The organism is Streptomyces sp. NPDC049597, assembly GCF_040675505.1.
Taxonomy (GTDB): domain Bacteria; phylum Actinomycetota; class Actinomycetes; order Streptomycetales; family Streptomycetaceae; genus Streptomyces.
Genome location: NZ_JBFAOY010000036.1, coordinates 35,194 through 55,654 on the forward strand (window position 1 = coordinate 35,194; position 20,461 = coordinate 55,654).

Sequence of the window (20,461 nt, forward strand, 5' to 3'; positions counted from 1 at the left end):
CGGGAGGAATTCCCGGCGGGCGGCGGCACAGTGCGCTGCGGCGCGTTCAGCCCTGCTGGGCGATCAGGCTCTTGGGGCGCAGGTCGGTCCAGTTCGTCTCGACGTAGGCGAGGCACGCCTCCCGCGTGTCGTCGCCGAAGACGACGCGCCAGCCGGCCGGCACCTCGGCGAAGGAGGGCCACAGCGAGTGCTGGTCCTCGTCGTTGGCCAGGACCAGGAATCGGCCCTGCGGGTCCTCGAACGGGTTGGTGCTCATGCGTCGTCACTCCTCGTGGACTGTGCGGTGAACAGCTCGGAGAGCGGCTGCTCGGGGTCGGCTGCTGCGGTGCGCAGCAGTGTCTGAAGTTCTTCGGCGAGCTGCCGGGCCTTCTCCGGGCCGAGCAGGCCGGCCGCGTGGATCAGCTCGCAGTGCACCGGTCCGTCGCCCTGCGGCTCGTAGAAGCTGAGGGTCAGCTCCGTCCGCGCCGAGCCGTTCGGTACGGCGTGGAAGGAGCCCAGGCCGCCCTCCAGCTGCCCGAGATCCGCCTGTTCGTGGTGGATCACCATGACCTGCGGGCCCTGCGGGGGCAGTCCGGTCGCCCGGACGACCTCGTCGAAGGGCACGTCCTGCCGGTCGAGGGCGCTGAGGGTGGTCTCCCGTACCCGGGTCAGCAGCTCCGCGAAGGTGGGATCGCCCGCCGTGTCGGTGCGCAGCACCACCGTGTTGAGGAAGCAGCCGACGAGGTCGGCCAGCTGGTCGTCGCCACGGCCGGCGACCATCGTACCGATCGGCAGATCGGTGCCCGCACCGTGGGCGGTGAGCAGCGCGGCGAGTGCCGAGTGCAGCACCATGAACATGCTGGTGCCGGTCGTCCGGGCCAGCTCGTCCACGGCCGCGTGCAGCTGCTCGTCCAGGACGAAGCCCAGACAGTCGCCGCCCTCGGCCCCGGGGCGCGGCGCGCCCGTGGGGAGCGCCAGCTCCGCCGGTGCGTCCGCCAGAGTCCGCCGCCAGTAGGCGAGCTGCCGCCCGCCCCGGCTCTGCGGGTCGGACAGGTCGCCGAGGACCTCGTGCGCCCAGCGGGTGTAGTCCGCGTACGTCACCGGCAGCGGCTCCCACTCGGGCGCCCGGCCCTGCGTGCGGGCCGCGTACGCCGTGGTGAGGTCACGGAACAGCGGCACCACCGACCACTCGTCCACCGCCAGGTAGTGCGAGGTCAGCAGGAGAGCCTGGTGACCGGCCGGGTCCGTCAGCAGCGTCGCCCGCAGCGGGGCCTCGCGCTCCAGGTCCGGGGCCGCAGCGGCGAGTTCGGCGAGGCGGGCGTCCAGGTCCGCGCACCGGTCGAGCGCGAGGGCCGGGGCCTCGGCGGGCCGCTGGAGCACCACACCGTCGCGCTCGGCGAACGCCGTGCGCAGCGGCTCGTGACGGGCCACCACATCGGCCAGGGCGTCGGCGAGCGCGGCGGCGTCCAGCCCGCCGTCGGGTGCGCGCAGGGCCAGCGCGTGGTCGAAGCCCGGGGTGCGGCGGTGCGACTCCCACTCCCAGCGCTGGACCGGGGCGAGCGGCAGCGGGGCGCCGGCGGCAACTTCGGTGTCGTCGGCCGGCCGAAGCGCCGGGCGGGCGGCCGCCGCGCCCTCCAGCTTGCCTGCGAGGCCGGCGACGGTCAGCGCGTCGAAGACGTCCCGGATGCTCAGCTCGACCCCGAACTCCGTGCGGATACGGCCCAGGAGCCGCATCGAGGCCATGGAGTGGCCGCCGAGCGCGAAGAAGTTGTCGTGGATGCCGACCTTCTCCAGCCGGAGGATCTCGCAGAACAGGTCCGCCAGGCGGGCCTGCGTCTCTGTCGCCGGGCTCGCGTCGCCGGTCATCGCGGACCAGTCAGGCGCGGGCAGCGCCTTGCGGTCCAGCTTGCCGTTGGGGGTCAGGGGAAGGGGGCCGTCCAGGGTGACGACGAGTGCCGGGACCATGTACTCCGGCAGCAGGCCCGCCACATGGGCGCGCAGCTCCTGCGGGGCCGCCACCCCGGCCTCTCCCGCCTCCGGTACGGCGTACCCGACCAGGCGCACGATGTCGCCGTCGCGGTCCGGCACCACCGCGGCCTGCGCGACCGACGGATGCGAGGCGAGCGCCGCCTCGATCTCCCCGAGCTCGATACGGAAGCCGCGCACCTTCACCTGGGTGTCGACCCGGCCCAGGAAGTCGAGGTTCCCGTCCGTGCGCCAGCGGGCGCGGTCGCCGGTGCGGTACATGCGGCCGCCGGGCGGGCCGTACGGGTCCGCGACGAACCGCTCCGAGGTCAGCCCGGCCTTGCCGAGGTAGCCGCGGGCCAGGCCGCGTCCGGAGACGTACAGCTCGCCGACGACACCGGGCGGGACGGGCCGCAGGTGGTCGTCGAGGACGTAGCAGCGGGTGTTGGGGTCGGGCCGGCCGATGGGGACCCGGCCGGTGGGACGGCCTGCCCCTGGCCTTCGGCCGGAGGGGCCTTCCTGCTCGCGGGAGGACCAGAGCGTGGAGTTGACCGTCGCCTCGGTGAGTCCGTAGGCGCAGATCAGGTGGGCCGTGGTGCCGAAGCGCTCGAACAGGTCCGGCGGCACGGTCTCCGTGCCGACGAGGACGGTCGAGCCCTCGGGCAGCTCGCAGCCGGGCGGCAGCGCAGACACCAGGGACGGCGGCAGGATCATGTGGCTGATCCGCTGGTGTGCGAGGAAGTCGGTCAGCGCGGGCCCGGCGACCCTGGCCTCGTCGGTGATGAGGACGAGCCGGCCGCCGTGGCACAGCGCCATCGACAGCTCGAAGACGAAGACGTCGAAGCCGATCGAGGCGAACTGGAGCACACGACTGTCCGGTTCGAGACCCATCCGGTCGACGGCGGTCGCCACCAGAGAGGCGATGCCCTCGTGCGGGACGACCACGCCCTTGGGGCGTCCGGTCGAGCCGGAGGTGTAGATCACGTACGCGGCCTGGTCCAGGGCGACCGGTCCGCTCCCGACGGCGGTCTCGGGCAGACCGTCCAGCTCGGCGGCGACGGACGGCTCGTCGAGCAGCACCGTCGGCACCCCCGCCACGTCCGGGATCTTCCCGGACACGGTCTCGGTGGCGACCACGAGGCCCGCCCGCGAGTCCTCGATCATGTAGCCGAGCCGGTCGGCGGGGTGGGCCAGGTCCAGCGGCAGGAACGCGGCACCGAGCTTGAGCGCGGCGAGCACCGTGGCGATCATGTCGGCGGACCGGGGCACGGCCACGCCGACGACGCTCTCCGCGCCCACACCGCGCGCGGCCAGGAACCGGGCGATGCGGTTGGACCGCGCGTCGAGCCGTTCGTACGTCACCGAATGCGAGCGGTCCACGACGGCGACCGCGTCGGGCCGCTCGGCGAGCCGCCGCGCGAACATCGCGGGCAGAGTCTCCTCGTCGACGGGCCGCGGGGTGCCGTTGAAGCCCTCCAGGACGAGGTGACGCTCGTCGGCGGCGAGGATCTCCGCCTGCGAGACGGGTCGTTCGGGTGCGGCGACAAGGGCGGCGACGAGCGCCCGGAGCCGTTCGCCGATCCGCTCGGCACTCTCCCGGTCGAACAGCTCGGTGGCGAACTCCAGGCGGCACGCCAGGGAGCCCGCGAGGCCGTCGGCCGCCGTGTGCTCGGTGAAGCTGAACACCAGGTCGAACTTGGCGGAGCGGATGCGGAACGGCACGTACTCCACCTGGAGTCCGGCCAGTTCCAGCTCGTCGCCGGTGCGGGCGTGGTAGCCGACCATCACCTGGAACAGCGGGTTCCGGGAGAGCGAACGGGTCGGGTTGAGCTTCTCCACGACCGACTCGAACGGCACGTCCGCGTGGGAGAAGGCCGCCAGGTCGATCTCACGGACCCGGGTCAGCAGCTCGGTGAAGCTCGGGTCGCCGCTGAGGTCCGTGCGGAGCACGAGGGTGTTGACGAAGAAGCCGACCAGGTCGTCCAGCGCCTCGTCGCCGCGGCCCGCGATGGGCGAGCCGAGGGGGATGTCCGTACCCGCGCCCATGCGGTGCAGCAGGGCGGCGACGGCCGCGTGCACCACCATGAACATGCTGGCGCCGGTCTCGCGGGCGAGCCGCTTCAGACCCTCGTGGACGTCGGCGTCGAAGTCGATGTCCAGCTCGGCTCCCGAGAACGCCGGGCGGGCGGGCCGGGGCCGGTCGGTGGGCAGTTCGAGCTCTTCGGGCGCCCCGCTGAGCGTCGCGTGCCAGTACTCCAGCTGACGGGCGGCCAGGCTGTCCGTGCCGGCGGGGTCGCCGAGCAGTCGCTGCTGCCACAGGGCGTAGTCGGCGTACTGGACGGGCAGCGGCTCCCAGTCCGGGGCCGTGCCGTGTGCGAGGCGGGCCTCGTAGGCCGTGGCCAGGTCGCGCAGGAACGGGCGGTCGGACCACTCGTCGGTGGTGATGTGGTGCAGCAGCAGGACGACGACGTGGTCCTCGGGCGCGACCTCCACGATCGTGGCCCGCAGGGGCAGTTCGGCGGCGAGGTCGAAGGGCCGGTTGGTCTCCGCGTCGACGATGCCGGGCACCTCGTCCTCGGTGGCGCGCACGAGCGCGACCACCGGCCGGGCCTCCTCGGCCGGCAGGACCCGCTGGAACGCCTGGCCGTCGCGCTCGGCGAAGACCGTGCGCAGGGCTTCGTGGCGGGCCGTGACATCGGCGAGCGCGGCGGTCCACGCGTCGATGTCCAGGGTGCCGCACAGCCGCATCACCAGCGGGAAGTTGTACGCGGCGGAGGTGCACTCGATCTGCTGGATCACCCACAGCCGCTGCTGGGCGTGGGACAGCGGCAGTTCCTCGGGCCGCTCGCCTGCGGTCAGCGCCGGGCGGGCGGCGCCACCGGAGCGGGCCGCGCGTTCCACCAGCTCCGCGACGGTCGGTGCCTCGAAGAGGTCACGGATGGCCAGTTCGGCGTCGAGCGCGGTGCGGGCGCGGCTGACCAGACGGGTGGCGAGCAGCGAGTGACCGCCCAGCTCGAAGAAGTCGCTGTCGATGCCGACGCTGCCCTCGGGCAGGCCGAGCACCTCGGCGAAGAGGGCGCAGAGGGTCTCCTCGCGCGGCGTGCGGGCGGCGCGGCTGGGGCCCCTGTCGCCGAAGTCGGGGGCGGGCAGCGCCCTGACGTCGAGCTTTCCGTTGACGGTCAGCGGCAGCGTGTCCACGGCGACGAGTGCGGAGGGGACCATGTAGTCCGGCAGGCCGGCCTTCACGTGGTCGCGCAGCCGCTGGAGCAGGTCCTCCCCCGCCTCGGCGCCGTCCTCCGCCACGACGTAGCCGACCAGGCGCTTGGTACCGGTGGCCTCGTTCACGACCACGGCGGCGTGCGCGACCTCGGGGTGCGTGGACAGGGCCGAGGCGATCTCGCCCAGCTCGATGCGGTAGCCGCGGATCTTGACCTGGTCGTCGGTGCGGCCGAGGAAGTCGAGCAGGCCGTCGGGACGCCGGCGTACGAGGTCGCCGGTGCGGTACATCCGCTCGCCCGGCTCGCCGAACGGATCGGCGACGAACCGCTCGGCGGTCAGGCCGGGCCGGTCGTGGTAGCCGCGCGCCAGACCGGTGCCCGCGATGTACAGCTCACCGGGGCAGCCCGGCGGAACGGGCCGCAGCATCGCGTCGAGGACGTAGGCGCGGGTGTTGCGGATGGGCACGCCGACCGTGGGGGTCGCGCTGTCGGCGGTCGAACCGCCGAGCGTGTTGATCGTGTACTCGGTCGGGCCGTACAGGTTGTAGCCGTAACAGCCGTCGGTGCGGCGCAGCTTCGTCCACACCGTGTCCGACACCGCCTCGCCACCGAGCAGGACCAGGGCGGGGCGGTGCTTCCCCGCTGACGTGTCGCCGGCCGCATCGGTCCGGTCGAGCAGGCCCTCCTCGATGAGGAGCTGGGCGTAGGTGGGCGTCACGTTGACGACGTCGACCCGGTGCCGGTCGCAGTAGGCGACCAGGGCCTCGGCGTCGCGGCGCAGCTCCTCGTCGCAGACGTGGACCTCGTGGCCCTCGACGAGCCAGAGCAGCTCCTCCCACGACATGTCGAACGCGAAGGACACGGTGTGCGCGATGCGCAGCCGTCGCCCGCCGGCCGAGGCGATGGCCGGGTCGAAGATCTCCTTCTGGTGGTTGAGCTGCATGTTCGTCAGGCCCCGGTAGGGGGTGACGACGCCCTTGGGCTTGCCGGTCGAGCCCGAGGTGTAGATGACGTACGCCGGGTGCTCCAGGCGGTCCGCCCGGTCGTGCGCGAACGCGGGCCGTTCGGCGTCGGTGATCCCGCCGCCGGGGAGTGCGGCCAGTTCGGCGGCGACGGCCTCGTCGTCCAGGAGGAGTTCGGGCGCGGCGGGGCCGGTCTCACCGCGGAGGGTCGGGGCCACGGTGGTCGTGGACAGCAGGCACAGCGGCCGGGTGTCCTCGACCATCAGACGCAGCCGGTCGGCCGGGTGGTCCAGGTCCAGCGGCAGGTACGCGGCACCCGTGCGCAGGACGGCGAACAGCGCGGCCACCATGTCGATGGAACGCGGCAGCGCGAGCGCGACCGCCTTCTCCGGTCCGGCGCCCCGGGCGAGCAGCAGCCGGGCGAGCCGGTTGATGTGCGCGTCGAGTTCGGCGTAGGTGAGGGACCGCTCGCCGAACACCAGCGCCACCGCGTCGGGGGTACGGGCCACCTGGGCGGCCAGCATGTCGGCGACGGTCTCGTTCGGCACCGGCTCCCGGCTGCCCGCCCACTCGGCGGAGAGGGTCTCCCGCTCGCCGGGCAGCAGCAGGTCCAGGGCGCCGACCGGGGTCGTCAGGTCTCCGATGAGCCGTTCCACCAGGGCGCCGAAGCGGTCGAGCGTGGCCGTGGCCTGCTCGTCCTCGACCAGGTCGGGGCGGTACTCCAGCTTGACCTGGACCGTCTCGGCCGGGTTGACGATCAGGGTCATCGGGTAGTGGGTGGCGTCGACGCTGCCCACGCCGGTGATGCCGTGGCGCTCGGTGAGCTGCTGGAAGGCACCTTCGTCGGCGAAGTTCTGCAGGACGTACAGGGTGTCGAAGAGGGTGGGGTGCCCGCCGGCCCGCTGGAGTTCGGCGAGCCCCAGGTACTCGTGGTCCATCAGGGCGACGCGCTCGGTCTGGATCCGGCGCAGCAGGTCCCCGACCGGCTCGGCCGCATCGAGGGTGATCCGCTGGGGAACGGTGTTGAGGAACATGCCGATCGTCGTGTCGACTCCGGGCACGTCCGCCGGGCGTCCGGCGACCGTGGCGCCGAACACCACGTCGTCACGGCCCACGGTGGAGGACAGGACGAGTGCCCACGCGGCGGAGAGCACCGCGTTGATGGTCAGTCCGTGCTCGCGTGCGGAGCCGCGCAGCCGGTCGCTGAGGGCTCGCCCGAGGCTGAGCGTGCGGCGGCGCGGGATGGTCGGTTCGTCACCGCGCTCGCGGGCGACGAGGGTCGGCTCGTCGAGTCCGGCGAGCGCGCCGCGCCAGGTCTCGCGGGCCGCGTCGAAGTCCTGGCCGGCGAGCCAGCTCAGGTAGTCCCGGTAGCTTCCGGCGGCGGGCAGGGCGCTGTCGTCGCCGGCCGCCGCGTACAGGCCGAGCAGCTCGTCGAGGAAGAGGGACTGCGACCAGCCGTCCCACGCGACCAGGTGGTGGCTGAGCATCAGCCGGTCGGTGGTGTCGGTGAGCCGGATCAGGGTGAGCCGGAACAGCGGGGGCGCGGCGAGATCGAACCGCCGGCGCCGGTCGGTGTCGGATATCTCGGCGAGCCGGGTCCGGCGCTCGGCGTCGGTCAGGCCGGTCAGGTCGACCTCGGTGAGCGGTACGGGCAGCTCGGCGGCCGGGCAGACGAACTGCACCGGCTCGGGCAGGCCGTCGCTGACGATGCCCGCGCACAGGCTGGGGTGCCGGCGCAGCAGGGTCGCGACGGCCGCGCGCAGCCGGTCGGCGTCGAGCCGGCGGTCGAAGTCGAAGGTGTCCTGGGCGGTGTAGACGTCGAGCGCTGTCGTGTCGTAGCTGGCGTGGAAGTAGATGCCTTCCTGGAGCGGCGACAGCGGCCAGATGTCGGCCACCGGCGCGGGGCTCACCCGCTCGACCAGCTCGATGCCGGCCTGGGTGAGGTCGACGAGCGGCACGTCCGAGGGGGTGAGGGAGGGCCGGGCGCCCGGCGCGGCGGTCCGGGCGACGAGGTCGCGCAGGGCGTCGGCCCAGGCGCGGCTCAGTGCCCGCACGTCGTCCGCCGTGAGCACGTCGCCCTCGGGCCAGGTCCAGGTGGCGCGCAGCTCGGGGCCGTTCGGGGTCTCCGCGCAGACGGCGTTGACCTGGAGCGGGTAGGGCATCGCGAGGTCGGCGTCGGGCTCGACGGCGAGCGCGTCGGACTCGACGGCGGGCGCCCAGTCGCGGGTCTGCTCGGCGGGGAGGCGGCCGAAGTAGTTGAACAGGACCTGGGCGGTGGACAGTTGGGCGAAGACCGGGGCGAGCTGCGGGTTGAGGTAGCGCAGCATGCCGTATCCGGCGCCGGAGTCCGGGGCGGACCGCACGGACTCCTTGACCTGCTTGAGCGTGTCGAGCGGGTCCTCGGCGGCGGGCAGACGCACCGGGTGGAGGCTGGTGAACCAGCCCACGGTGCGCGAGAGGTCGGCGTCCGTGCCGTCCCGTCCGTGGCGTTCCAGGTCGACCAGCAGGTCGCCGTCGCCGTCGGGGCGCCACTGGGTGACGGCTCGCCGCAGCGCCGCGAGCAGGACCTCGGTGACGTCGGCGCCGGCCGCCGCGGGTACGGCGGTGAGCAGCGCGCGGGTGTCCTCGGCGGGCAGGGTGACGACGTGCTCCCCCGCCGCACCGGCCGTTCCGGTACGGGTCGCTCCGGCGACCAGGTCGGCTCCGGGCGCCAGCGTCCTGGCCCAGTAGGGCAGTTCGGCCTGCCGCTGCGGGGAGGTGGCCTGCTCGGCGATGTCGCGGGCGAACCTCCGCAGGGAGGTCGGAACGGGCTCGAGCTCCGGGGACTCGCCGCGTACGACGGCGTCCCAGGCGGTGGCGAGGTCGCCGAGGAGCACGCGCCAGGACACCCCGTCGATCACGAGGTGGTGGACGACGAGCAGCAGCCGGCCGGGCCGGTCCGTACCGGCGTCGAACCAGACGGCCTGCACCGTCACGCCGGCGTCGGGGTCGAGGCGGTTCGCCGCTGCGTCGGACTCCTCGCGGACGACCGCGCGCAGAGCGGACTCGTCGAGGCCGCGTGCGTCGACGCGGCGGAGCAGTCCGGACGCGTCGACGGAACCCACGGGCGTCGTCCGTGCGGACCACAGGGCGGGAATCGCCGGGCCGAGGTCCATGCGGGTGAGGGTGAGCCGCAGGCCGTCGTGGTGGTCGAGCACCGCCTGCAGGACACGCGTGAGGTTCTCGGCGTCGGCGGTGGCCGGCGCCTGTACCAGCATGGAGAGGTTGAAGCGGCTGATGGTGCCGCCGTCCTCGCGGAGCTGGTGGACGATCGGCAGCAGCGGTACGTCACCGACGCCGTCGGAGTCGGCGACGGGTGCGGGGACCGCAGCCGCGGCACCGGCGACGGCGGCCGCCAGGGCGGCCGGGGTGCGGTGCTCGAAGACGTCGCGCGGGGTCACCGCGAGGCCCGCCTTGCGGGCGCGGCTGGAGACCGCCATGGACAGGATGCTGTCGCCGCCCAGGACGAAGAAGTCCTCGTCGGCGTCGACGCCGTCGATGCCGAGCACGTCGGCGAAGATGCCGCACAGCTGCTGCTCGTAGCCTTCGCGCGCGTTCGCGGCACGGCGTCGCCTGGGTGCCTCGGGAGCGGGCAGGGCCCCCAGGTCGGTCTTCCCGCCGGGGGTGAGGGGCAGCGCGTCGAGCCGTACGAAGTGGCTGGGGACCATGGGTGCGGGCAGCGAGCCGCTCAGCGCGGCGCGCACGGCCTCGGTGTCCAGCTCCCGCGCACCGGCGGCCGGGACCAGGTAGGCCACCAGCTGCTTGACGCCCCGCTCGTCGTCGCGTGCCACGACGACGGCGTCGCCGACGGCCGGCTCGTGGCGCAGCCGGGCTTCGATTTCCCCGAGCTCCACCCGGTTACCCCTGATCTTGACCTGGTGGTCGGTGCGCCCGAGGTAGGTGAGCACACCGTCTCCACTGAACTGAACCATGTCTCCGGTGCGGTACATCCGCTCTCCCGGACCGCCGAAGGGATCGGCGACGAAACGCTCCGCGGTCAGCGCGGCGCGTGCGTGATAGCCGCGGGCCAGTTGTGCGCCCGCGATGTAGAGCTCGCCCGGCTCGCCCTCCGCGACGGGTCGCAGATGGCGGTCGAGGACGTAGAGGCGGGTGTTCCACACCGGCCGCCCGATGGGCACGGTGGCCCCCTCGGGGGCCGGGCCCGCTTCCCAGCTCGTGACCTGGATGACGGCCTCGGTGGGTCCGTACACGTTGAACAGCGGTACTCCGGTGCGCTCCTGCCAGCGACGGGCGAGCGGAACCGGCAGGGCCTCACCGCCGCTGAAGGCGCGGCGCAGGCTCGCCCACCACTCCCCCGCCTCGTCCTCGGCCAGCAGCGCGCCGTAGAGGGAGGGCACGAGGTCGACGCTCGTGACCCGCTCGTCGCGGATCAGGCCGACGAGGTACGCCGGGTCCCGGTGTCCGTCCGGACGGGCGATCACCACGGCGCCGCCGGTGAGCAGCGGGGTGAAGATCTCCAGTACGGACGGGTCGAAGCTGGTCGAGTACTGGTGCAGTACGCGCTCGTCCGGGCCGAACCCGAACCGCTCGGCGGTCCACAGCAGTTGGCCGACGACCGCGCGGTGCGGGACGACGACGCCCTTGGGGCGGCCGGTGGAGCCCGAGGTGTAGATCACGTACGCGGCACCGTCCGGGTGGACGGCTGCGGACACAGGACCGGACACGGGCTCGGCGCCCGCCGTCTCCTCGCCGACCACGACGTGGTCCACGCCGTCGAGTGCGGGCAGCCGGGTCCGGGACGCGGCGGTGACGAGGACGGTCCGCGCCCCGGAGTCCTCGAGCAGGTACCGCACGCGGTCGGCCGGGTAGTCGACGTCGACCGGCAGGTAGGCGGCGCCTGCCTTGAGCACGCCGAGCATCGCGATCAGCGTCTCGGCCGACCGGGGCACGGCGACGGCGACGACGGACTCGGGTGTCACGCCCCGGGCGAGCAGCGTCGCGGCCAGTGCCTCGGCGCGCGCGTCCAGTTCGGCGTAGGTCGTCCGCCCGGCCTCGTGGATCAGCGCGGTGGCGTCCGGGGTCCGGCGGGCCTGCCGGGTGAAGGCCGCGTGCAGCGTGTCGCCAGGCAGGGCGTGGTGCGCGCCGGCCAGCCGGTCGAGGGCGGCGCGGTCCTCGTCGGCGGTGTGCAGGGCGACTTGCGCCACCGGGCGGAGCGGGTCCGTGACGAGCTGGTCGAGCAGGGCCGCCAGCCGGTCGGCGAACCGGCGGGCGGCCGCCGCGTCGAGGCGGGCCGGGTCGTGGTCGAGGCGCAGCCGGAGCCTTTCGCCGGGCAGGACGGTGAGGGCCAGCGGGTAGTGGACGGCGTCGCGGATGTGCGAGCCGGTGATCCGGACCAGTCCCGCCGGGTCGCAGGGCTCGCCGGGCTCGGGCAGGTTCTCGACGACGACCAGTGCTTCGAACAGCTCGCCGCGTCCCACGGCGCGCTGGATGTCGGCGAGGCCCACGTGCTGGTGGTCGAGCAGCTCGGCCTGCTCGTCCTGGAACCGCGACAGGACGTCGACGAGCGACTGCTCGGGGCGCCACCGCAGCCGAGCGGGAAGGGTGTTGATGAGGAGGCCGACGAGGCTCTCCACACCGTCGACGGCGGCCTGGCGGCCCGAGACGGTGCTGCCGAAGACGAGGTCCCGGGTGCCGGTGACGTCCCCGAGCAGGAGCCCGAAGCCGCCCTGGACGACGCTGCCGAGCGTCAGTCCCAGCGCGCGGGCCCGTGCGGTGAGGGCGGCGGTGTCCGCCGCGGTCAGCTCCAGTTCGATCGTGCCGGTCCGGCGCTCGCCGGTGTCGGCGCCTCGTACGGGGAGCCTGGCCGGGCCGTCGTATCCGGCGAGGGCGTCGCGCCAGACGGCCAGCGCGGCGTTCCGGTCGCGTGCGGCGAGCCAGCCGGCGTACGCCCGGTACGCCGGGTCCTGAGCCGGCCGGGGGGCCTCGGCGCCGGGCCGGTAGCCGCCGAGGAGCTCGCGCATGAGGAGCGACACCGACCAGCCGTCCACCACGATGTGGTGCAGCGTCAGCACCAGCTGGGAACGGTCGGCGCCGTGGCGGATCAGGGCTGCCCGCAGCAGGGGCGGGACGGCCAGGTCGAATCCTTCCGCCCGCTCCTCGGCCCCGATGGCGTCGGCGGCCGCCGCGCGACGGTCGGGGTCCTGGCCGGACAGGTCGTCGAAGCGCCAGGGCAGGGTGACACGCTCGCCGATGAGCTGCACGATCCTGCCGTCCGGCAGCTGGTGGAAGGCGGCGCGCAGCAGCGGGTGGCGGTCGAGGAGCCCCTGGACGGCGAGCCGCAGCGCCTCGGGGTCGACGTCGCCGGCCAGTTCGACGGTGTCCTGTACGGCGTATCCGTCGGCGCCCGTCTCGTCGACGGAGGCGTGGAAGTAGAAGCCCTCCTGGAGCGGAGTGGCCGCGACGGCGTCAGCGAGACCCGGGACGGCGGCCTCGCACTCGGCGCGCTCGTCGTCGGTGAGCGTGACGAGCGAGAACGGGGCGGGCACGTCACCGCTCAGGGCGCGCGGGGTGTCCGCCGACTCTCCCGTGAGGCGGGCGAGTGCCGCGACCGTACGGTGCCGGAACACGTCGCGCGGGGTGAGCGCCAAACCGGCCTCGCGGGCGCGGTTCACCAGCTGGATCGCCACGATGCTGTCGCCGCCCAGCTCGAAGAAGCTGTCGTGGACGCCCACCGACGGCAGACCGAGGACGTCGGCGAACAACCCGGCGAGCGCGGTCTCGGCGGGCGTGGTGGGCGCGTCGTCGCCGCCCATCGCCGTCCACCGGGGCGCGGGCAGGGCGCGGCGGTCGAGCTTGCCGTTGGGCGTCAGCGGCAGGGCGCCGTCGAGGCGGACGACGGCGGACGGAACCATGTAGTCGGGGAGGGTGTCGGCGATCCGGGCGCGGGCCCCGGCCACGACGGCCTCGGCGTCCGTACCGGTGCCTTCGGCCGCGGCCGCACCGGCACCGGCCTCCGCGACCAGGTAGGCGACGAGCCGCTTCACGTTCCGGTGGTCCTCGCGGACGAGGACGGCGGCCTGGGCGATGCCGGGGCAGGCCATGAAGGCGCTCTCGATCTCGCCGGGCTCGATGCGGTGGCCGCGGATCTTGATCTGGCCGTCCGCGCGGCCGAGGAACTCCAGGTTGCCGTCGGCGCCCCAGCGCACCCGGTCGCCCGTCCGGTACATGCGCGTGCCCGGCCCGCCGAACGGGTCGGCCACGAAGCGCTCCGAGGTGAGCTCGGCCCGGCCCAGGTAACCGCGGGCGAGGCCGCGCCCGGCGACGTAGAGCTCGCCCTCGGCGCCGACGGGCACGGGGCGCAGAGCCGAGTCGAGCACGTAGGCACGGGTGTTGGGGTCGGGGACGCCGATCGGGGCGGGGCCCGGACGGTCGGGGTCGGAGACCCACAGCGTGGAGTTGACGCTCGCCTCGGTGAGCCCGTAGGCGACGACGACCCGCACATGCCCGGCCCAGCGGGCGATCAGTTCGCTGGGAACCGCTTCGGTGCCGACGATCAGCACGGAGCCGTCGGGGAGTTCGCAGTCCTGCGGGAGCGCCGAGACGAGCGACGGCGGCAGGATCATGTGGGTGGCGCGGTGGCGCGCGATGTAGTCGGTGAGTGCGGGTCCGGCGACGCGGCGCTCGGTGGGGACGACGATGATCCGGCCGCCGACGCACAGCGACATGATCAGGTCCCAGACGGTGACGTCGAAGCCGACGGACGCGAACTGCACGACGCGGCTGTCGGCGGTGATGCCGATGCGGTCGGTGGCCGTGGCGACGAGGCTGCCGACGCCGTCGTGCGGGACGACGACGCCCTTGGGGCGGCCGGTGGAGCCCGAGGTGTAGATGACGTACGCGGCCTGGTCCAGGGCGACGGGAACGCCCAGGTCGGTGTCGTCGAGGCCGGCGCACTCGGCGGCCACGGACGGCTCGTCGAGCAGGACGTGCACGACGCCCGGCGCGGCGGGCAGGTCCGCGGACAGCTCGCGTGTGGTCACGACGGTCCGGGCGCCCGCGTCGGTGAGCATGTACGCGATCCGGTCCTGCGGGTGGTCGGCGTCCAGCGGCAGGTACGCCGCCCCTGCCTTCATCACGGCCAGCAGGGCGACCACGAGTTCCGGGGAACGGGGCAGCGCCACGGCGACGACGTCCTCGCGGCCGACACCCCGGGCGGCGAGGAGCCGGGCGAGGCGGTTCGCGGCGGCGTTGAGCTCCGCGTACGACAGTTCGCGTTCCTCGTACACCAGCGCGACGGCGTCCGGGGTGCTCCGTACCTGCCGCTCGAAGGCCGCGGGCCAGGAGAGTTCGGCGACCTCGCGCGGTGCCACGCCGAATTCGTCGAGCAGCTGCGCGCGTTCGGCGCCGGTGGTGAGGTCGAGATGTCCGACCCTGCGGGTCAGGTCGGTGGCGAAAGCGTGGAGCAGCATGAGGAAACGCTGTTCGTGCTCGATCAGCTTCGCCTCGTCGCACGCATCGGCGTCGGCGTCGAGCAGGAGGCGCAGGCCCTGGCTGCCCTGGAAGTCGCTGAACGTGACGGCGAGGTCGCTGACCGGGCCGAGCCACATCGGGGCGAGGTCGGCGTCGAGGTCGCCGAAGCGGATCCGCTCACCGCTGGGGAGGATGTTGACCGTGGGGCCGACGAGCTCCTGCACACCGTCGACGAGCCCGAGGTCGCGGGCCAGGTCCTCGGCGCGGTGGCGGCTGTGGGTGACGGTCTCGGCGACCGCCGTGCCGACCGCCGCCACGAGCTGGACGCCGGTCATGTCGGGTCGGACGGTGAGGCGCAGCGGCAGGATGTTGGAAACCATGCCGGGGATGTGCCGGGTCGCCGGGTCCTGCCGGGTGGTGACGGGCAGGCCGAGGACCAGATCCTGCTGGCCGGTGGTCCGGTGCAGGTAGGCGGCGACGGCGGACAGCAGGACGCGGGAGAGCGGAACGCCGGCGGCGGCCGCGGCGTCGCGCAGCCGTCCGGCGGCGGGCGCCGCGAGCTCGGTCGTGCGGCGCAGACGCCGCTTGGTCATCCCCGACGACCGCTCGACGAGCCGCGCGGGTTCGGGCCGGTCGCCCATGCGCCGCAGCCAGTACGCGCGGTCCTGCCCGTACTCCTCGCCGGCGCGGTAGGCGGCGTCCGCCTCGACCAGCCGGGCGAGGGACCAGTCGGGGGCGGCGGCCCGGTCGCCGTCGGTGTAGAGGTCACCGGCCCGGCGGGAGATCCCGATGATGCCGATGCCGTCGATGACGATGTGGTGGTAGCGCTGGTACCACCAGACGCGGTCGTCCGCGAGGCGCAGCAGCGCGTGGGCGTGGAGCGGGGCGGCCGCGAGGTCGGTGGGGCGGTCCCGGTCGGTCTCGGCCCACCGGTGGGCCGCAGCCACCGGGTCGAACTCGCCCCGCAGGTCGAGGGTCGGGATGTCGACCGGGACGGGCGCTGCCACCTGGCGCGGTACGCCGTTGTCGGCGACGATCCGGACGTGCAGGCTCTCGGCCTCCTCGACTGCCTGCCGGACGGCGGCGGCGAGGCGGTCCAGGTCGATGTCTCCGCACAGGTCGAGGACGAACGAGATGTTGTAGGCCGAGCTCTCCGGCTCGATCTGCTGGGCGAGCCAGATGCCGGATTGCCCGCCGGTGACGGGGATACCGGCAGCGGGTGCCCGGTCCGACTCGGCGTCAAACATCGTTCGTGTGGCCTTTCCCTGGTGGTGCGTCAGTGGTGGGTCGTCCCTCGGTGCCGGCCGTGAGCGGCGGCACGATCTCGTCGATGCGCGGGGAATCGACAGGACGGTGAATCCCGACCGCGCCCGCCCGGTGGGGACGGCCACCTGGGGGTCCCCCCACGGCCGCCAGGCCGTAGGGGGAGGGCGGAGCGGCCGGGAGCGGTGCCGACGGGAGGCGGCACCTTCGCCGGACTTACTTGATGGCTTCGAGCCTCGGCACGACCTGGTCGATGGCGTACGGGATCGACAGGACGGTGTTGAAGGAGAGCGCGGCGCCGATGTCAGGGCTGTCGTACGGGAGGAACAGGTCCCGCTTCTCCTGGTGGACCTTGGTCTTCTTGTACAGCGGGTCGGCCTTCATGGCCTTCTCGGTGTCCGGGGTGCCCAGCCACACCGTGCGGTCGGCCTCCATGACGTCGAGGCGCTCGACGCTGAGGTCCGCGATGTTCTCCTTGCCGAGGGCGGCGCGGTACTTCTCGGAGGTGGTGAAGCCCATCTCCGACAGGAAGATGACCTTCGGGTCCTTCGGGGAGAACGCGGAGAACTTGCCCGGCTCGTAGGGCTCGCCGACGGTGACGGTCTTGCCCTTCCACTCCGGGTGCTTGTCACGGACGGCCTTGAAGCGGGCGTCGATGCCGGCGATCAGCTTCTCGGTCTCGGCGTCCTTGCCCAGCGCCTTGCCGATCTGGCGCGTCATGTCCTGCCAGGGCGCCTGGTAGTCCTCGTGGCCCTTGGGCTGCGCGACGACCTTGGCGATCTTGGACAGCGTGTCGTACTGCTCCTTCTTCATGCCCGAGTACTGCGCGATGATCAGGTCCGGCTTCAGCGCCGCGATCTTCTCCACGTTGTACTCGTCACGCTCGCCGACGATCTGCGGCGGCGTCGAACCCCACTTGTCCTTGGTCCACGGCCACTTGCCGTACGGCTGCTCCTTGAACCAGTCCACCGAGCCCACCGGCTTCACGCCCAGCGCGAGCACCGCGTCCTGGTCCGAAAGGCCCAGCGTGACGACCTTCTTCGGCTCCGCGTCGATCGTCGTGCTGCCGTACTTGTGCTCCACCGTCACCGGGAAGGCGGCGGACTCCGCGCTCCCGGACGGCTTCGACTCGGCCTCCTGGGAACCGCCCCCACAGGCGGTCAGAGCGAACGCGGCGACAGCCGCCACGGCGGCACGAGGGAGGTGTCTGACGAGCCGCGCCAGCGCGGGGCGTGTACCAGTGGACACGGTTGTTCCTTTCACGGGGTTTCACGGTGCGTACTGCGTGCCCGGGCCGCCGCGTACGACGGCGTTACCGGCGGACCGGACGGGCTGTGAGGGGCTGAACCGGGGGGAGTCCCTTGCACGGGCTCTGCCGGGCAGGGCTCAGCGGGCGGTGCCGACTCCGTCGGCCACCGGCGTGACCTCGACGAGGTCGGGCTTCGGCTCGCGCTCGAGGATCGAGTCGAGGATCTCGCCGACCCGGATCGCGGTGTTGGAGAGCAGGGAGGACGTGATGCCGTGGGTGTGCTCGGTGCCGCCCTGCAGGTAGATGCCGCAGCGCAGTTCGGGGTCGGTCGCGATGCGGTAGTCGCGCTCGACGCGGACGCGGCCGCGGTCGTCGCGGTGACAGCGGTCCGCGACCGGGCCGAGGAGCCCGAGGGCGTCGGCGCTCGCGTAACCGGTGGCGCACACGACGACGTCGGCCTCCAGCCGGCTCTCCTCCCCGGTGACCAGGGAGGTGATGGTGGCGCTGACCGAGTCGGCCGTCTCCGTGACGTCGGTGAGGCGGGAGACGTTCAGGAAGCGGAGGCGCTCGGTGCCCAGCACCTTCTCCTGGTACGCCTGCCGGTACAGGTCGTCGATCAGGTCGATGTCCACCACGGAGTAGTTGGTGTTGCCGTGGTAGTCCATCAGCTTGCGCTTGATGTCGTCGGGCGCCGTGTAGTACTCGTCGACCGCCGCGGGGTCGAAGATGCGGTTGGCGAAGCTGCTGTCGTCGGCCGGGCTGTAGCCGTAGCGCGAGAAGACGGCGCAGACCTCGGCATCGGGGAAGCGGCGGTGCAGGTAGGCGACGTTCTCGGCCGCGCTCTGCCCGGCGCCGACGACGATGAAGCGGGAGGGGTCGGTGCCCTCCAGGCCGTCCACCTTGGCGAGCAGGTCGGAGTTGTGCCAGACGCGGTCGGTCCGCTCGACGCCCTCCGGCATGAGGGGACGCAGCCCCGTGCCGATGACGAGGTTGCGGGCCCGGTGGACGACGGTCTCCGCGCCGCAGCGGGCCGTCACGTCGAGGTACTCCACCACACCGTCGCGGACGACGGGCTCGACGGAGACGACCTCGTGGCCGTACGAGACCATGTCGTCGACCTTCGCCGCGGCCCACTCGAAGTAGTCGTGGAACTCCACGCGCAGCGGGAAGAGGTTCTTGTGGTTGACGAAGTCGATGAGCCGGCCCTTGCTCTGCAGGTAGCGCAGGAAGCTGTACTCGCTGCTCGGGTTCCGGAGCGTCACCAGGTCCTTGAGGAAGGAGACCTGCATGGTCGCGTCGTCGATGAGCATGCCTCGGTGCCAGCCGAACTGGGGCTGCCGCTCGAAGAAGTGAGCGGTGACCGCCTCCTGCCTTCCGACGCGTGCGTTGTGCTCCGTGAGCGCGATCGCCATGGCCACATTGGACGGCCCGAAGCCGATACCGATGAGGTCGTGGATCAGTGGTGCGTCGTCAGGAAGAGTCTGTGACATGTCACTCCCATCGTGCGGGACAGCCGCCTGTCAGGCGTGCTGTCAGGCGTGGGGGAACGGCGGAGCTCGGGCACACCGGTGACCCGGCCGCCGAGCGGAACTTAGGTAAAGCTAACCTGATCTGGCCAACCTGTCGACGGGGCAAAACGGACACCGGCACCGTTCCCGCTCCAACTGGGCCCCAGAACAAGCCTCATTGCATCCTTAGGTAAGGCTTGCTTTACTAACCTCGGTCAGTCGCTTTTCTGAGGAGGAACCCCCATGCGGGTCGTCATGTTCGGTTATCAGACCTGGGGCCACCGCACCCTGCAGGCGCTCCTGGACTCCGAGCACGACGTGGTGGCGGTCGTGACGCATCCGAAGAGCGAGCACGCCTACGAGAAGATCTGGAGCGATTCCGTCGCCGACCTCGCCGAGGAGCACGGCGTCCCGGTGATCATCCGCAACCGGCCGGACGACGAGGAGCTGTTCCAGCAGCTCAAGGAAGCCGACCCGGACATCATCGTGGCCAACAACTGGCGCACCTGGATCCCGCCGCGCATCTACACCCTGCCCCGGCACGGCACGCTGAACGTCCACGACTCGCTGCTGCCGAAGTACGCCGGGTTCTCGCCGCTGATCTGGGCCCTCATCAACGGCGAGCCCGAGGTCGGCGTCACGGCCCACATGATGGACGAGGAGCTCGACGCGGGCGACATCGTCATGCAGCACGCGGTCACCGTCGAGCCCACCGACACGGCCACCGACCTCTTCCACAAGACGGTCGACCTCATCGCCCCGGTCACCATCGGCGCGCTCGACCTGATCGCCTCCGGACAGACCGAGTTCACCAAGCAGGACCGGTCGAAGGCCACCTTCTTCCACAAGCGGGCCGAAGAGGACATCCGGATCAACTGGGACTGGCCCGCCGAGGTCCTGGAGCGCCTGGTCCGCGCCCAGTCCGCCCCCTACCCGAGCGCCTTCACCTTCCACAAGGGGAAGCGGCTGGAGATCCTCTCCGCCGTCGTGTCCGAAGGCCGTTACGGCGGCACCCCGGGCCGGATCTTCTACCGGGAGGGCGAGGGCGTGGCGATCGTCGCCGGCGCCGATGCCCGCACGGGGCGCAACCACGGCCTGGCGATCACCCGCGTGCGGACCGAGGACGGCCGGGAGATGCCCGCGACCGAGTACTTCACCTCCATGGGCGGTTACCTGACCAGCCGCCCCTGACGGCCGGCCCCCCAAGAACCAGCGGCCCACCCCGGACGGTCCCGGGGTGGGCCGGCTGCTTTCCCGAGCAGGACCGACCCCCGTGTTCAGCCGCCTGAGCAGCGAAGACGTCCCGTGTTCACGCCAATTGCCATGTATGTCTGATCAGTTGACGTGGCATCAGTTCTGTGATCAATACTGTCCGCTGCCGCGCTCGCGAGGAGGTCCGATCCCTGCTCGCCGCAGATGAGCGGCACTGTTTCAGGCACGTCGGAAACCTCTGGCGGGCTCGTTCGGCGTGCCGTTTTTCCGTGTGCGGAGGGCCTTTTTCGCGTGCGGCGGACTCGGTTCGCCGATGCGGAAAGGTATCGAGGTGAAAATCCCCTACGGGAGATATATCTCCTGTTTGGTGGTGTCGGCGGTGGCGGGAACGCTGCTGCCGCAGGTCGCGTATGCGGCTCCACCGTCTTCGCCGGGTAAGGACGACGACAAGGGCGTTGTCGACACGATAGCGGGCTGGTTCTCGGACGAGGACGAGGAGAGGGCCGCGAAGCCGCCGGTGGGTGGCAAGCTGGAGATCCCGAGCCGGGAGAAGCTGCCCAGGGGCGAGAAGCTGCCGCCGGCGAAGCGGGTGAAGGAGCTGGTCGAGCGGCGGACGCCGCAGGCGCGGTTCTGGCA

The 20,461-nt window shown here is 72.6% G+C and carries 6 protein-coding genes; 2 read left to right on the plus strand and 4 right to left on the minus strand.

What is annotated here, in order from left to right:
• Positions 1-46: 46 nt before the first annotated feature.
• The 4 genes from AB0K02_RS29310 to AB0K02_RS29325 form a co-directional block, all read right to left on the minus strand.
• The gene (locus AB0K02_RS29310; protein ID WP_365995569.1) at positions 47-256 is read right to left on the minus strand and encodes an MbtH family protein; all 210 of its coding nucleotides are present in this window, start codon (positions 254-256) and stop codon (positions 47-49) included.
• On the minus strand, positions 253-15,840 hold the full coding sequence (locus AB0K02_RS29315) for an amino acid adenylation domain-containing protein (protein WP_365995570.1): 15,588 nt from the start codon (positions 15,838-15,840) through the stop codon (positions 253-255). Before AB0K02_RS29315 ends, AB0K02_RS29310 begins: the two co-directional genes overlap by 4 nt.
• A 232-nt stretch (positions 15,841-16,072) precedes the next feature.
• The gene (locus tag AB0K02_RS29320) at positions 16,073-17,104 is read right to left on the minus strand and encodes an iron-siderophore ABC transporter substrate-binding protein (protein ID WP_365995571.1); all 1,032 of its coding nucleotides are present in this window, start codon (positions 17,102-17,104) and stop codon (positions 16,073-16,075) included.
• A gap of 138 nt (positions 17,105-17,242) precedes the next feature.
• Positions 17,243-18,595 (minus strand): lysine N(6)-hydroxylase/L-ornithine N(5)-oxygenase family protein, encoded by a 1,353-nt coding sequence (locus AB0K02_RS29325; RefSeq protein ID WP_365995573.1) that lies wholly within the window; start codon positions 18,593-18,595, stop codon positions 17,243-17,245.
• Between the two features lie 261 nt (positions 18,596-18,856).
• Here AB0K02_RS29325 and AB0K02_RS29330 point away from each other — a divergent pair, with 261 nt between their 5' ends.
• Positions 18,857-19,804 carry a methionyl-tRNA formyltransferase gene (locus tag AB0K02_RS29330; protein ID WP_365995574.1) on the plus strand — a complete coding sequence of 316 codons (948 nt, stop codon included), beginning with the start codon at positions 18,857-18,859 and terminating at the stop codon, positions 19,802-19,804.
• 352 nt (positions 19,805-20,156) lie between these two features.
• The coding region (locus AB0K02_RS29335) for a hypothetical protein (RefSeq protein ID WP_365995575.1) at positions 20,157-20,461 on the plus strand (305 nt) is incomplete at its 3' end.